General features: G+C 66.4%; 14 protein-coding genes. 6 read left to right on the top strand and 8 right to left on the bottom strand.

The window, feature by feature from the left end; all coding sequences use genetic code 11:
- Nucleotides 1-51: 51 nt before the first annotated feature.
- From N1027_RS02210 to N1027_RS02235, 6 genes are all read right to left on the bottom strand, one after another.
- Nucleotides 52-1,377 carry a hypothetical protein gene (locus tag N1027_RS02210; protein ID WP_259504662.1) on the bottom strand — a complete coding sequence of 442 codons (1,326 nt, stop codon included), beginning with the start codon at nucleotides 1,375-1,377 and terminating at the stop codon, nucleotides 52-54.
- 25 nt (nucleotides 1,378-1,402) lie between these two features.
- Nucleotides 1,403-2,884: a sugar ABC transporter ATP-binding protein gene (locus N1027_RS02215; RefSeq protein WP_259504664.1), complete on the bottom strand. Its 1,482-nt coding sequence runs from the start codon at nucleotides 2,882-2,884 to the stop codon at nucleotides 1,403-1,405.
- Entirely contained in the window at nucleotides 2,881-3,939 is a 1,059-nt protein-coding gene (locus N1027_RS02220; RefSeq protein WP_259504666.1) for a Gfo/Idh/MocA family protein, read from the bottom strand. The genes N1027_RS02215 and N1027_RS02220 overlap by 4 nt, the downstream gene beginning before the upstream one ends.
- Nucleotides 3,940-4,032: 93 nt before the next feature.
- Nucleotides 4,033-4,533 (bottom strand): cupin domain-containing protein, encoded by a 501-nt coding sequence (locus tag N1027_RS02225; protein WP_259504668.1) that lies wholly within the window; start codon nucleotides 4,531-4,533, stop codon nucleotides 4,033-4,035.
- Nucleotides 4,534-4,562: 29 nt separating this feature from the next.
- Nucleotides 4,563-5,603 (bottom strand): sugar ABC transporter substrate-binding protein, encoded by a 1,041-nt coding sequence (locus N1027_RS02230; RefSeq protein WP_259504670.1) that lies wholly within the window; start codon nucleotides 5,601-5,603, stop codon nucleotides 4,563-4,565.
- Nucleotides 5,604-5,646: 43 nt separating this feature from the next.
- Entirely contained in the window at nucleotides 5,647-6,756 is a 1,110-nt protein-coding gene (locus N1027_RS02235; protein ID WP_259504672.1) for an ABC transporter permease, read from the bottom strand.
- A 181-nt stretch (nucleotides 6,757-6,937) separates the two neighbouring features.
- Here N1027_RS02235 and N1027_RS02240 point away from each other — a divergent pair, with 181 nt between their 5' ends.
- The 6 genes from N1027_RS02240 to N1027_RS02265 are packed head-to-tail and all read left to right on the top strand — an operon-like array spanning nucleotide 6,938 to nucleotide 12,687.
- Complete coding sequence (locus tag N1027_RS02240) at nucleotides 6,938-7,669, top strand: SDR family oxidoreductase (RefSeq protein WP_259504675.1); 732 nt, start codon at nucleotides 6,938-6,940, stop codon at nucleotides 7,667-7,669.
- 9 nt (nucleotides 7,670-7,678) lie between these two features.
- Complete coding sequence (xylB, locus tag N1027_RS02245; protein ID WP_259504676.1) at nucleotides 7,679-9,163, top strand: xylulokinase; 1,485 nt, start codon at nucleotides 7,679-7,681, stop codon at nucleotides 9,161-9,163.
- 47 nt (nucleotides 9,164-9,210) lie between these two features.
- On the top strand, nucleotides 9,211-9,834 hold the full coding sequence (locus N1027_RS02250; protein WP_259504687.1) for a glucose-6-phosphate isomerase family protein: 624 nt from the start codon (nucleotides 9,211-9,213) through the stop codon (nucleotides 9,832-9,834).
- Nucleotides 9,831-10,799, top strand: coding sequence for a shikimate dehydrogenase family protein (locus N1027_RS02255; protein WP_259504689.1), 969 nt, complete (start codon nucleotides 9,831-9,833; stop codon nucleotides 10,797-10,799). Before N1027_RS02250 ends, N1027_RS02255 begins: the two co-directional genes overlap by 4 nt.
- 11 nt (nucleotides 10,800-10,810) lie before the next feature.
- On the top strand, nucleotides 10,811-11,671 hold the full coding sequence (locus N1027_RS02260; protein WP_259504691.1) for an SIS domain-containing protein: 861 nt from the start codon (nucleotides 10,811-10,813) through the stop codon (nucleotides 11,669-11,671).
- 5 nt (nucleotides 11,672-11,676) lie between these two features.
- Nucleotides 11,677-12,687: an aldose 1-epimerase gene (locus tag N1027_RS02265; protein ID WP_259504694.1), complete on the top strand. Its 1,011-nt coding sequence runs from the start codon at nucleotides 11,677-11,679 to the stop codon at nucleotides 12,685-12,687.
- Between the two features lie 109 nt (nucleotides 12,688-12,796).
- Here the strand turns inward: N1027_RS02265 and N1027_RS02270 are convergent, their stop codons facing one another.
- Together N1027_RS02270 and N1027_RS02275 are read right to left on the bottom strand one after the other, a co-directional pair.
- Nucleotides 12,797-13,909, bottom strand: coding sequence for a Gfo/Idh/MocA family protein (locus N1027_RS02270; protein WP_259504696.1), 1,113 nt, complete (start codon nucleotides 13,907-13,909; stop codon nucleotides 12,797-12,799).
- Nucleotides 13,906-14,811 carry a sugar phosphate isomerase/epimerase family protein gene (locus tag N1027_RS02275; protein ID WP_259504698.1) on the bottom strand — a complete coding sequence of 302 codons (906 nt, stop codon included), beginning with the start codon at nucleotides 14,809-14,811 and terminating at the stop codon, nucleotides 13,906-13,908. The genes N1027_RS02270 and N1027_RS02275 overlap by 4 nt, the downstream gene beginning before the upstream one ends.
- Nucleotides 14,812-14,915: the final 104 nt, after the last annotated feature.

Genomic DNA, 14,915 nt, shown 5'->3' on the forward strand with positions numbered 1-14,915 from the left:
AGTCCTTCGAGGTCGTTCCAGGTGCGGAGGGGCGGGGGCGAGACCGTATGGTCAGATCTTCTGGATGTCGAGATTCATCACTTGCCCCACGAGTTCCAATCGGCGCACGATGTCTCCGACGGCGAGCACGGCGTGGTGCGAGGGAAGCGACTCGACGTAGCGATAGCCGTCCTCGATCCGCAGCACCGCGCCGTTCAGGCAGTCGGAATCCACGTACTGCTCGTAGTTGGTCAACTCCGCGGGCGTCACGGTGAGGGTGTCCATCGTGCTGGCGATCTTCACGATGGTGAGGTCGCCGAGCGGAAGCCTCGCATCCAGGGCATGGGCGTTCTCGTCGACGATCTCGAGCACGCGGGGGCGCACGGCCCATTCGGTCGACCAGGACTGCGGAATGACGGCGAAGAAGCCGCAATGCGCCGTGAGGATGTGGTTCTGAGGCTCGTCGACCTCCGGGAAATACGGGATCTTCTCGTGCTTCAGCGCCGCATCGCCCATCAGGAACGGGTACAGATTGGTCATGATCGCGGGCGTGCGGAGCGTCTCCCAGGTGATGAACTGGGTGATCATCGAGGTGAGGTCGGCCTCGCAGCCCCAGATGAGACCCCTCTCTTCGAACAGGAGGTTCCACGCCAGGCACGGCGTGGTGGTGGAGGTGGCCGACTCGTTGAGGCAGTTGATGCCGGCGGCGATGACATCCGGTGTCTCGTCGAGGTCGTCGTCGAGCGCCAGCTTGAGGCGCAGCGCATCCGCTCTCCCTCGATTCGACAACCCGATGATCGGCACCTCGCCGTCGAGGCGGGTGATCTCGTCGATCACCCGCTGCTCAGGAAGGGCGAGGGCGCGCTGCCACAGTTCTTTGTAGCTGCGGTGCTCGATCGTCACGCCGAATGCATTCTGCATGTCGTCGACGCACTCCTCCTCCCACCAGTAGAAGCGCTTGAAGATGTCGGGTTGCTTTCCGGCGCCGAGGTTGTCTTGGTAGGCGAGCATCTTCGACCGCCCGAGCTTGGCCTTCGTGGCGAGGGCACGGCTGACGTCGTGGAACTCGGCGAGCGAGGTCGGCGCCGTCGTCTCGACTCCGCGCCGGCGCAGGAAGTCGCGGATCTCCCAGTCCCACATGCTGACCGTTCCGAACTCGCTCGTCACGACCAGGATCGGCAGTCGGAGTGCTTGGAACTCCGGCAGCAGCCGGTAGGCGACTCCGCTCATGTCGGGCACGATGACGGCGTCGCCATCGGCATCCGCGGCGTGACCGATCCAGCGCGGTTCCTGCCAGTCGATCAGGTGCTCGCCGAGCATCATCAGCGCGTCGAGCTGCCGCGTGAACGATTCCGTCGGCTGCTCTTCGAGGTGAACGGGAACGAATCGGGCTTTCATCGGACTCTCCTGTCGTCACTCATCGTCACTCGCCGGTCGCCGGCGCCATGACCGATTCCTGGGTGAGGTCGGCCTTGTCGACCACGGCCACCAGTCGGCCCTGGCGCATCACCAGAGCTCGGTCGCTGAGAAGCAGCACCTCGGGCAACTCGGAGGTCACGAGCAGTACGGCCATCCCGGTTTCGGCGAGGCGCGCGATGAGCGCGTGGATCTCCGCTTTCGCCCCCACGTCGACTCCCTTGGTGGGCTCGTCGAGGATGAGGATCTTCGGCTTGCGGGCCAGCCAGCGCGCGATCAGCACCTTCTGCTGGTTGCCGCCGGACAGCGTGGAGACGCGCACGGCGGAGTTGGCCGCCTTGATCGAGAGTTCTTTCGTGTACTGCTTGTCGACCGCGTTCTCCCGCGACGTCGACAGCCAGCCACCGGGCGCCACACCCTTCAGAGCCGCGAGCGTCATGTTGTCGCGCACGCTCATCTGCTCCACCAGGCCCTGCAGGTGACGCTCTTCGGGAACGAGGCCGATGCCGGCGCGCACCGAGGCGGCCACATCGCCGGGCCTGATCTGGCGGCCGTTCACGAGCACCTCACCGGAGTCGTACTTGTCGGCCCCGAACAGGGCCTGAACGACCTCGGTGCGGCCGGCGCCCGCGATGCCCGCCATGCTCACGATCTCCCCCGCGCGAACCTGGAACGAGACGTCGTTGAAGATGCCGGTGCGGGTGAGGTTCTTCACCTCGAGCACGGGTTCGCCGATGGTGCGTGCGGGGATCGGGGGATCCTTCACCTCGCGGCCGACCATCATCCGGATGATGGCTTGCGTGTCGAGCTCTGCGACCGGCGCCTCGCCGACGTACCGTCCGTCGCGCAGCACGGTCACCCGATCGGCGATCTGCAGCACTTCTTCGAGCCAGTGCGACACGAACAGGATGCCCATGCCCGCGTCACGCAGGGTGTTCACCAGAGCCAGCAGACGGTCGACCTCGGGCGGAGACAACGCGGTGGTGGGCTCATCCATGATCAGCACCTTCGACTCCCGCGAGAGGGCGCGGGCGATGTCGATCTCCTGCGCTTCGGCGGGCGACAGTTCGCGCGCGAGCTTGTCGGGCGAGAGGTGGGGTGCCACCTGGCGCAGCGCATCGAGGGCGCGCCTCTTCATCTCCCGCTTGTTGACGAACCCGCCCGCCGACGGCCAGTTGCCGAGCATCACGTTCTCGGCGACCGTCATCGCAGGAACGAACTGGCGCTTCTGATAGATGGTGGCGATGCCGGCTTCGATCACCTTGACCGGATCGGCCGGAAGCGGCTGGTCGCCGACGAGCACCTCCCCCGAATCGGCTGTGTAGACACCGGAGAGGATGTTGATGAGAGTCGATTTGCCCGCGCCGTTCTCGCCACACAGGGCATTCACTTCGCCGGCGTTCACGGTGAGGCGCACGTCGTCGAGTGCCCGCACCCCGGGGAACGACTTGGTGACGCCCCTGACGCTGAGGAGGGGGGAGCCGTTCATGAGGTCACGCCCTCGCGCAGGAACTGCTCGAAGTCGACGGGCGCGCCGTCGTTCTTCGTCGACTCGACCGCGGCGAGCACGAGCCCGAGCGAACGGATGTTGTCGCCGCCGTGGGTCTCCGGAGCGCGCCCCTCCGCGATCGCGGTCACGAATTCGTTGATCGTGCCCCAGCGCTCTTCCCGCTCGAGCGGGTCGAGCGGGAACTCGAGCACGTCGCCCGGCCGCTCCAGTGCGCGGCGACGGAAGACCGTCTCGCCGATGACGTTCGAGTGCGGGTAGAGCAACACGGTGTTGTGGTCCCAGGAGAGGGAGGCGTCGGTGCCGTGGATCTCCCAGGTGCCATCCCAGGAGGTGTGCGGGCGGCGTGCATGCCACGACCCCACGTAGGAGATCTCCGCGCCGTCGGCGGTGGTGAACTGCACGTTGGCCGACGCGTTGCCGGCGAACCGCGACCAGCTCGGGTTGAAACTCCGGGCCCGCACCTGGGTGGGCTCGAGGCCGAAGATGCCGCGGATGTAGTCGAAGTGGTGGATGGACATGTCGACGATCAGCGGCTCGTCCATCTCCAGGCGGAAACCGGTGAAGGCGGGGTCTTTGAAGAAACGTCCATACACCTGCTCGATGGTGCCCAAGGCGCCTTCTTCGATCAACCGCTTGACAGTTCGCGGTCCGCGACGGAAGCGGAAGCTCTGGGTGACCATGATGGTGCGGTCGTGACGTTCGGCAGCGTCGATCAGACGCTGCGATCCGGCGATCGTGGTGGTGAAGGGCTTTTCCACCATCACGTGCAGACCCGCCTCGAGCGCCTGCAGGGCGATCGCCTCGTGCACGTGCGGCGGCACGACCACCAGCGCGGCATCCGCATCCGTCGCCGCGATGGCCTCCGCGAAATCGGTGAACCGCTTCTCGGGAGCCAGACCGATGGCGTCGCCGACGACGCGCAGCGACTCGTCACTGATGTCGACGAGGGCCACGAGCTCCGTCTGGCCGGAAGTGGCGATGACGTTCGCCCAATCAGCGCCCCAGAATCCGAGTCCGACCTGAATAACCCGCATGGTGTCTTCTCCTTCGAAGCAGTTGTGTGAACGATGGTGCGCCGACAGCGCCCGGGCCGCTCGTCGACGACGAACGGCCCGGGCAGGTGCCGATCAGAGGTAATGCGCCAGCTTGGTGTCGACCTTCTCGTCGTGCACGAGAACGCCCGAGACCTCGACGTTCTCGATCGGCACGACGTCGGTGAGATCGACATACGCGCTCTTCTCGAGGCTCGGTGCTCCGTAGTAGGCGAACACGAACTCGCACGGCTCGTCGTAGGGATTGCGTGTCCAGTGGATCTGACGCTGCGGAACGTAGGTCGCCATGCCGGCGCTGCACTCCGTCTCGTTGATCGTGCCGTCCTCATCCACCGAACCGTTCACCACACGACCGCTGATGACGTACACGACCTCGGCGGCCGCCAGGTGGCGGTGTGGGAAGTGCTGCGACTTCGGCGGGAACACACAGTGCCCGAACACGGTCTTGTCGTTGTGGTCGGTGGTGTCGTCGGTGATGATGTACTGGATCTCGAAGCCCGGCATCAGGCGAGCGGTCTCCTCGTCTTCTTCGATCTCGTCGAAGTGCCAGACGTTCTTCTTGGCGTAGTCGGCCACGTGTGTCTCCTTTTAGTCGTGTACGGGTGTTACTTCTGCAGCGAGGGCAGGTTGCCCCAGAGGCTGTCGTCGTCGACGTTGTCGGCGTTGGCGATGAAGGGCTGGATGATGGTGTCCTTCTCGAACGACTCGTCGCTGAAGAACGCCTCGGCGTTGTCGGCCGTGATGTTGCCCATCTCGATCGCGTCGTAGACGACGGATGCGTCCTGCACGCCTTCGCGGATGCGGTCGAGCGCGAGCGGGGTTCCGTCGTGTCCGACGATCACCACGTGGCCGTCTTCACCGACCACCGCGTCTTTGCCGAGCTGCTTGAGGGCTTCGACCGAACCACGGATCATCTCGTCGTTGTGCGACCAGATGCCGACGATGTCGGGGTCGGTGGTGAAAGCGTCGAGCGTCATGCTGTTGGCGTTCTCCGCCGTCCACTCCGTCTTCAGGTCTTTCACCGTGATGTCGGGGTGGTTCGCCATCTCCGTGTCGAATCCCTCCTTGCGTTCGCCGGCCTGCTTCGAGGCCTCGCCGCCCTGGAGCTGCAGCACGGTGCCCTTGTCGCCGATGGCCTCTGCGAGGGTCTGAGCGCCGAGCTCGCCGGCGGCGACGTTGTCGTAGCCGACGAAGGAGGTGTACTCCACGTCTTCGGGCAGCGACTCGACGATGAACACCGGCACGCCCTGCTGGTTCGCCTTCTGAATGCCTGCGGTCATGAGCGCCGGGTCGACCGGGTCGACGATGACGGCGTCGGGCTGCTGTGCCAGCGCGTCCTGGAGCTGCGTGGTCTGCAGGTTCGGGTCGGACTTGCCGTCGACGATCGTGACCTCGGCTCCGGCGGCTTCGAGACGCTCCTGCACCGTGGTCACCAGACCGACGATGAATTCGTACTGCATGCCGAAGGTCACGAAGGTGATGCGCTTGCCGGAGATCCCGCTGCCGTCGGAACCGACGTCGTCGCCGGTCGCCGTCGTTCCTCCGGCGCACGCGGAGGCGCCGAGCACGAGACCCGCTGCGAGGGCTGCGGACAGACCGAGCTTGCCGAGGCGCTTGCGCCACGGTTGTGAGTTGCTGTGTTTCATCAGATTGCTCCCTTGCGAATCGTGGTTCTCAACTGGTGGTGGGCTATTTGGAGAGGCTGCTGGTGGCGTCGGCCTTCTCGTCGTCGCTCGTGGGCTGCTCGGAGACCGCTTTGGCCTCAGCCCGTGCCTCGGCCTGCTTCTGGCGTTCGAGAGCACGCCGGGCGAGGGCCGGCTCGAGTCGCAGCCGGCGGTAGACGTCGACTCCGGCGGCGAGGATGATCACGATGCCGCTGACCACGAGGTCGAAGTTGGGCGGCACCGAGAGGAGGTTGATCGAGTTCTGCACGAGCCCGAGCAGCAGCACGCCGAGTAGGGTGCCGGCCACCTTCCCCTCTCCGCCGAACAGGCTCGTGCCTCCGATCACGACCGCGGCGATCACCGTGAGTTCGAGGCCGGTGCCCGACGACGCCGATCCGGCGCCCAACCGAACGGTGATCATGAGCCCGCCGACTGCGGCGAGGAGGCCGGACACCATGAACGCGAGGATCATGATGCGGTCGCTCCGGATGCCGGAGAACTTGGCCGCGACGGCATTGCCGCCGACCGCGTAGACCGAGCGACCGAAACGGGTGCGCGAGAGCACGATGTGGGCGATGACCGCGATGGCCAGCGCGAAGAGGATGACGACCGGGAATCCGCCGATCGAGGCGTTTCCGACAGCGGCGAGGTCGGCCGGGATCGGGGCGAGGTTGCTGCCGCCGGTGTAGATGTAGGCGATGCCCCGCGCGATGCTCATGGTGCCGAGGGTCACGATGAGCGCCGAGATCTTGAACTTCGTGGTGACGAAACCGTTGACGAAGCCGAAGACGATTCCCCAGCCGAGGCTCACCAGAACAGCGGCCCATGTGGGCACGTCGTTCTGCTGCGGGAGCCCCACGACGAAGACCGACGACACCGCGACGATCGCCCCCACCGACAGGTCGATGCCGCCCACGAGGAGAACGAACATCTGCCCGATCGCGACCACGGCGACGAGGCTCGCGACGTAGAGCACGTTCGTGAAGTTGATCCAGGTGAAGAAGACCGGCGAGACCTGACTCATGATCGCCACGCCGATGAGGATGACGATGAGCAGGCCGAAACGGTTCAGCACAGAAACGGGGTTGACCCCTTGGAAGAGGGACTTCTTCGCGTCGGTAACGGGAATCGACATTGATTTCTCCTGGTGATGCGTTGAAAGAGAAGGCTTGGAGAATGTTTACTACATCAAACCTGTCATGGGAAGGGGTTGCGGGCAAGGATTTTGTGGATACAGGCCCCGGTTCTTGCGGTGAGCGTCTGTTTTGTGTAGTTTAGCTACACCTCACCTCGTCCGAGCTTCAAAGGAGCAACTCGTGAACGAACGTTTTCTAGGTCGCCGGATCGCCGTGATCGGCGGCTCCGGCGGAATCGGCGCCCATCTCGCCGCCTCGCTCTCCCGCCAGGGTGCGACCGTCTATGCGCTCGACCTGCGCAGTGCCGACGACCCGACGGCCGGGGTGGAGTTCCGAACCGTCGACGTGCTCGACGAGCAGTCCGTCATCGACGTGGTCTCCGCCCTGTACGAGGGCGACGACACTCCGGTCGAGCTGGTCAATGCGGCCGGCATCGTCGAGAACGACGTCGCCGCCGAAGACATGCCGCTCGAGACCTTCGACCGCGTGATGGGCGTGAACCTGCGCGGTGTGTTCATCGCCTGCAAGTACTTCGGTCGCGAGTTGCTCGCTCGCGGAGGCGGCGCCATCGTCAACGTCGCCTCGATGTCGGGCAACGCCGTGGTGAACGAACCGCAGAAGCAGAGCGTCTACAACACCTCCAAGGCCGGTGTCTCCGCCCTCACCCGGTCGCTCGCCGTCGAATGGGGTGCCCGCGGGGTGCGCATCAATGCGGTCTCCCCCGGCTACGTCGACACTCCGCTCAACGCCCTCAAGAAGCACATGCACGCGCATTGGATCGAGGGCACGGTCGTCGGCCGCTTCGCCACGCTCGACGAGATCAGCGGCGCGATCGAATATCTCCTGAGCGAGGAGGCCGCCTATTGCTGCGGCACCGAATTGCTCATCGACGGTGGATTCTCCCTCAGGTAGGTGGCAGACGTGATCATTTCGCACGATCTCGGCACGACCGGGAACAAGGCAACTCTCGTCGACGCCGACGGTCGCATGGTCTCCGCCGTGACCGTCGAATACGGCACCGACTTCGGTCCGCACGGCCGCGCCGAGCAGAATCCCGAGGACTGGTGGGATGCCGTCTGCCGCGCCAGTCGTGCGCTGGTCGACGCCGTGCCCGGCTCCCGCGAGCGCATCGCCGGTGTCTCCTTCTCCGGGCAGATGATGGGAGCGGTGCTGCTTGACGCATCCGGCGGCCCGGTGCGACCCGCGATCATCTGGGCCGACACCCGTTCGACGGCGCAGACGACCACGCTCGTGGAGCGGGTCGGGATGGAACGCGCCTACGGCATCACCGGTCACCGCCTCAACGCGACCTATTCGCTGCCAAAGGTGATGTGGGTGCGCGACAACGATCCCGACGCCTTCGCGGCCGCCCGGCGGGTGGTGTGCGCCAAGGACTACGTGGTGTTCCGCCTCACCGGCGTTCTCGCGACCGATCCCTCCGACGCCAGCGGCATGAACGCCTACGACCAGTCGGCCGGCACCTGGTCGGAAGAACTGCTCGAGGCCGCCGACGTCGACCGGTCGATGTTCGTCGACATCGTTCCGTCGACGAGCATCGTCGGCACCATCACCGCCGATGCCGCGAGCGCCACCGGGCTCCCCGCCGGCACCCCCGTCGTGATGGGGGGCGGCGACGGGCCGATGGCTGCGCTCGGCACGGGGATCACCGGGCCGGAATCGGGCGCCTACGCCTACCTCGGTTCGTCGTCGTGGGTGTCGTACGCGTCCGATGCGCCTCTGCACGACCCGGAGATGCGCACGATGACCTTCAATCACGTGATTCCCGGTCGCTTCGTTCCGACCGCGACCATGCAGGCCGGGGGCGCGTCACTGCAGTGGATCGTCGACGTGCTCGCCCCGGGTCAGGAGGAGCGGTACAGCACGCTCCTGGCCGGTGCCGCACGGGCTGAGGCCTCTCAGGACGGCCTCTACTTCCTCCCCCACCTGCTCGGCGAGCGATCGCCCTATTGGAACCCGAGGGCTCGCGCCGTGTTCGCCGGGCTCGCCCGCCATCACACCGCCGACAACCTGGTGCGTGCGGTCGTGGAGGGCATCGCCTTCAATCTTCAGACCGGTCTGCTCGCCTTCACCCAGAACGGCGCCGAGATCTCAGGGGTGCAGGCGATCGGCGGAGCGGCGAATTCCGGAGAGTTCCTGCAGATCCTGTCCGACGTCTGGGGCCAGCCCATCCGTCGCCGCGCCCTCGTCGACGAAGCGACCTCGCTCGGAGCCGCCATCGTCGGCGGCGTCGGCGTCGGTCTCTTCGACTTCGACATCGCGAGCCGCCTCTCCGACGAGACTGGCTCGTATTCACCGGATGCCGAGCGGCACGCCGACTACCAGAACGCCCACCGTCTCTTCGTAGACGCCTACCGCCGCCTCGAACCGTGGTTCGACGAGCTGTGACCCACCACACCCGCCGACCGACCACGAACCCGAGCCTGGGGAACGACATGAACGAGAACGAACCACGATACGCAGAGCCCGCCGAACTGAAATTCCTCATCGGAGCGGGCGCGATGGTGGGCGGCAGCGGCCGCTACGAGAAATACCTCGCCGATCTCAGCGGTCTGTACCGCGACACCGACGCCTACGACCGGGCGCTGTCCGCCGACGAGGGCGAGCCCACCTACTGGGTGCAGAGCAGCTCGATCGAGAACGGTGACGGCGCTCTCACGATCGGCGTCTCCACCCTCAACCCCGGCCGCATCGGCGACGAGTTCTCGATGACACGGGGCCACATCCACGGCAAAGCGCAGTGCGCGGAGCTGTACTACGGACTGGCCGGGCGCGGCGTGATGTTAATGGAGACCCTCGACGGCCAGACCCGGGCGATCGAGATCACCCCCGGGGTGGCGGTGCATGTTCCGGGGCACTGGATCCACCGCAGCGTCAACGTCGGCCACGTTCCCTTCACCACGCTGTTCTGTTACGCGACGGATGCGGGCCAGGACTACGAGGTCATCGCGCGAGCCGGCGGCATGGCGAAGCTGGTCGTCGCCGACACGGCACGCTGGGCCCTTCGGTCCAACCCCGACCATGTCGGCTACCTGCCCTCGGAAGCCCCGGCGTCGTGAGTCCCACGGCGATGACGGCGGACACCCTCCGCCCGGCCGAGGTGCCGACGTTGTACTTCATCGGGGTGTCGACGGCGAGCTCGTCGATCCAGTCGGTGTTCCCCCGCTGGGCGGCCGAACTCGGTCTCGGGGTCGCGCACCTTCAAGGCATCGATCTCCCGCTGCACGCCCCGGCCGAGCACTACCGGCGGGTGGTGGAATTCATCGCGGCCGATCCGCTCAGCCTCGGCGCGCTCGTGACGACGCACAAGATCGACCTCTACCGGGCGGCGGCCGATCTCTTCGACAGCACCGACCGTTTCGCCACGATGATGGGCGAGACCAGTTGCATCTCCAAGTCGGATGCCGGACTCATCTGCCACGCGAAAGATCCGATCTCCAGTGGGCTCGCTCTCGACGCCTTCGTCCCTGCCGGCTACTGGCGTGCCTCCAGTGCCGACGCCCTCTGCATCGGCGCCGGCGGTTCGACCATCGCCATCAGCTGGTATCTGAGCCAAGAGGAGCGCGGCGACGACCGGCCGGCTCGCATCGTGGTGAGCAACCGGTCTCAGCTGCGGCTCGACCACATCCGCGAGTTCCACGCCGGGCTCGACACCGACACCGAATTCGAGTACGTGCTCGCGCCGGAAGCCCAGGACAACGACCGCGCCATGGCCGCACTGGCCGCCGGATCGCTGGTGGTCAACGCCACCGGGCTCGGCAAAGACGCGCCCGGGTCACCGATCACCGACGCGGGGCGGTTCCCGTCTGCCGGTCTGGCGTGGGAGCTCAACTACCGCGGCGACCTCGTGTTCCTCGATCAGGCACACGCCCAGGAGGGCAGCCGGCTGCAGCACGTCGAAGACGGATGGGTATACTTCCTGCATGGGTGGACCCAGGTCATCGGCGAAGTGTTCCACGTCGACATACCGACGAGTGGTCCGACCTTCGATCGTCTCTCCGATCTCGCGAGGGCGACGAGGTGATGCGCGTCGCCATGGCTGAACAAGAGGCCGCCAACACCACACTTCTCGAGACCATCGCCGCGCGAAAAGACAGCCTGCGGGCGTCGGAGCGCAAAGTCGCCGAGCTGATCCTGCGCGACCCGGTGCAGGCGATGGACTTCAACATGGCAGGCCTCGCCGACGCCGCCGGAGTCAGCGAACCCACGGTGATGCGCTTCTGCAGCGCCATCGGGTTCGACGGATTCCGCACCTTCAAGATCAGCCTCGCCCAGACGATCGCGCTCGGGCTGCCGATGACGATGTCGACCATCCACGAGAACGACACTCTCTCCGACATCACCGACAAGGTCTTCAGCCGCACGATCTCGAGCCTCGATCGTGCCCGCCGCCTGCTCGACCACGACGTGATGGAGCGGGCGATCGAGATGGTGTCCGATGCCTCGGAACTGATCTTCGTCGGCGCCGGTGCGAGCGGGATCGTGGCTCAGGATGCGCAGCAGAAGTTCCCGCTGTTCGGTGTGCCCTGCCAGGCGCCGGCCGACTACCACCAGCAGTTCATCGCGGCGTCGATGACCGACGCCCGAGGCGTCGTCGTCGCCATCTCCAACACCGCTCACACGCGCACCGTAGTGAACGTCGCTGAGGCGGCCAAGAAGAAGGGCGCCCGCGTTCTCGCCATCGTCGGCGCCGACGGGCCGCTGACCGAGCTCGCCGACCTCTCCATCCGGGTCAGCACCTTCGAAGACACCGACCTCTACACCCCCACCGTCAGCCGGCTCGCCGGCCTCGTGATCGTCGACATCCTCGCCACCGGCGCGTCGATGCGACGAGGCCCGGATGCCGCCCGGCGCATCCAGATCATGAAGGAAGACCTCGCCCAGATGCGAGGCTGATCGCGATGTCGCGTTTCTCGGTCGCCGAGACCCAGCTCGGTTCCTCGCCCATCGTGGTGGTATCCAGCGCCGATGGCGCCACCGAAGCGTCGATCGCGTTGCACGGCGCCACACTGCTGTCCTGGGTGGTGACGGATGCCGGCGAACGGATCGACCTGGTCGACGGTTATGCCACCGAGCAGGAGCTCCTCGAGCAGCACGGCGTGCGCAACGGCATCATGGCTCCGTTCACCAACCGGGTGCGAGACGGCCGCTACGAGTTCGGGGGCGAAGCCTTCGATCTGCGCGGCAGTTCGCCGACCGACCCCGACCTCGTTCTTCACGGGCTGATCCGGGAGCGCGCGTTCACGGTCGCTTCCGTGGAGACCGGCGAGGACTCGGCCGTCATTCGGCTCAGCAGCTCCGCTCTCGACGGATCGGTCGAAGGCTACCCCTTCGTGGTGCGAGTCGATGTCGAGTACGCCTTCTCCGGCCACGCCCTGCGCATCCGCATCACCGGGCGGAACGAAGGATCGGTCGACGCCCCGTTCGCCAGCGGCTGGCATCCGTACTTCCGCCTGGGCGCGGCACCGGTCGCCGACCTCGAGCTGACGGTGCCGGCCAGCGTGCGCGTGGCCACCGACGACGACCTCATCCCGTTCGACGGGCGCGCCGCCTTCGTGGCGCTCGACGACGACGATCCGCTCTCGTTCCGGTCGGGTCGTGCTGTCGGCGACACCGCCGTCGACACCTACTACACGGGATTGCAGGGCTTCGAGGGCGGGCCGTTCCACACGCACCTCCGCGACCCGACGACCGGGCGTGCGCTCGACGTGTGGCAGGAGCGCGGATCGATGCACGTGTACACCGCAGACCACCTCGCCCGGGAGCCGCGCGGATCGATCGCGCTCGAACCGGTGGAGCGGCTGACGAACGCCTTCAATCGAAGCGACCAGCGGGCCCACATCGTGCTGGCCCCGGGGCAGGAGCGCTCGTTCGCGTTCGGTGTCTACCTCGTGCCGGCCGCCTCGGCCTGAGCAGTGGCGATCGCGCAGGGCTGCCAAAGCGCGGCGGGCACAGCGAAGCGGGGCGGACCCACCACAGTCCCGCCCCGCTGGCCTTTTCGATCAGATCTCGTCGACCGGATCAGCTCACCGCCGTGCGTTCACCGGTCTCCGACGACCGCGTGATCGCCTCGGCGACCTTCGCGGCGGCCAGTCCGTCGGCGAAGGTCGCGGCTTCGGGCCCGACCTCCCCGCCGTCCGCGACGGCAGCGAGGAAATGCGCGAGCATGTTGACGTGGGAATGCTCCCAGCCCAGGATGTGCCCACTCGGCCACCACGCGCCCACCAGCGGATGCTGCGACTCGTTCACGATGACGTCGGCGAAGCCGTCGAGCGGGCCGCCGGTGCGGGTGAACGCCTTCAGCACGTTCAGGTTCTCGAGGTCCCACACGAGGGAACCCTTGGAGCCGTTGATCTCCCAACCCAGCCGGTTCCGGCGCCCGGGGGCGATCAGGCTCGCCCCGATGTCACCGGTGGCGCCCCCGCTGAACTGCACGATCGACGCGACCGTGTCGATGGGCTCGGCCCGGTCGGCCGAGGTCACCGGGTTCGAGAGGATCGCCGAGACGGAGTCGAGCTCCCCCACCAGGTAGCGCGCTTGATCGACCGCGTGGCATCCGATGACGGAGAGCGCACCCGTCCACGTGGGCAGCTCCGCTTCAGGATCGGTGCGCCATTCCTGCGCGTAGCGGAAGCTTGCGCTGTAGATCTCGCCCAAGTCGCCGTTCGCGATGATGTCGTGGGCGAGTCGCACGGCCGGCACGAAGCGGTAGTTGAAGCAGGTGAGGTTCTTGACCCCGGCCGCTTCGGCGGCGTCGACCAGGCGTGCTGCCTCGGCGACCGTGGTGGCCAGCGGTTTCTCGCAGACGACGTGCTTGCCCGCCTCGATGGCGGCCAGCGTCGGTTCGAAATGAGCGGCATCCGGGCCCACGTTGTCGAAGACCTGGATGTCGGGATCGGCCACGATGTCGCGCCAGTCGGTGGTGTACTGCTCCCAGCCGAATCGGGTCGCGGCCCGGCGCACGGCGTCTTCGGATCTCCCCGCAATGGCCCGCAGATCGGGTCTGGGGCCATCGGGGAACATGTAGGAGAGCGTCTTCAGTGCGTTGCTGTGCGCGGTGCCCATGAAGCCGTAGCCGAGCATCCCCACACGGATGGCGTCGCGGTCGTCGCCGGGGGCGGGCCTCAGCGTCATGCGCTCACCTCCGGCACCTTCGACGACTCGAGCTCCGCGACGACCGACTTGAGGAAGGCGATGCTCTCTGCCACGTTCTCCTCTTCGGTTCGGTCGTTCCAGGGCGAGGCGAGCAGATCGAGCTCGATCGCGAGGGAACCCTCGAACCCGGCTTCGTCGAGCACCCGGGCGATGCCGTGGAAGTCGATGAGCCCTTCGCCGGCCGGGCAGGACGGCCAGAACAGGAAGCGCTCCGACGGAGCTCCGCCGCGGCGCGTGGTGATGTCCTTGGTGTGGGTCGCCACCGTGTAGGGAGCGAGGTTGCGCGCCGCCTCCACCGGGTCTTCATAGAGCCGCAACGCGTTGCCGGTGTCGAAGTTCACGCGGAAATTCGGGGAATCGATGCTCTGCACGATTTCGAGGATTTCGAGCGAGGTGAAGTCGATGTGGTTCTCGATGGCCAGGGTGACGTTGTTGTCTTCGGCCACCTTGGTGGCCTCCTTGAGCATCTTGATCGACGCCTCGACCTGCGGTCCGTGCGGCTCGTCGACGTAGAGCATGCTCGACGCCACGATGCGCATGATGTCGGCTCCGACCTTGCCGGCCCGGGGGATGTGGCGGATCAGGTCTTGCAGAGCCTCGGCGTCCTGCCCGCGGTGCAGGCCATCCGGATGCCCCCACCCGATCACCCGGCGGAGGCCGGCTTCGTCGAGCGCGTCGCTGACGGCCGAGCAGTAGGCGTCGTCGAAGGCGGGGAAGAACAGGGTCTCCAAGGCCACCTCGTCGACGTCGAGAGAGACAGCGAAGGGAATGAAGTCGTCTTTCATGTCCCAGCGCGTGCCCGGATCGGTCTGCTGGGGGTAGATCTCCCCGAAGTAGCGGTGGAAGCTGTAGCTGTCGATGCCCACAAGCACGGTGGTCACTCCTCTTCTTTGAGTTTCTGAGCCGATTCGGACCCAACGTTCTGTAGTAGAACTACTTGAATCCGGTCAATACCGCAAGGGTCGAGGCGATATCTGGGGTTGCT

The sequence above is a fragment of the Herbiconiux aconitum genome, from assembly GCF_024979235.1.
Classification (GTDB): Bacteria; Actinomycetota; Actinomycetes; order Actinomycetales; family Microbacteriaceae; genus Herbiconiux; species Herbiconiux aconitum.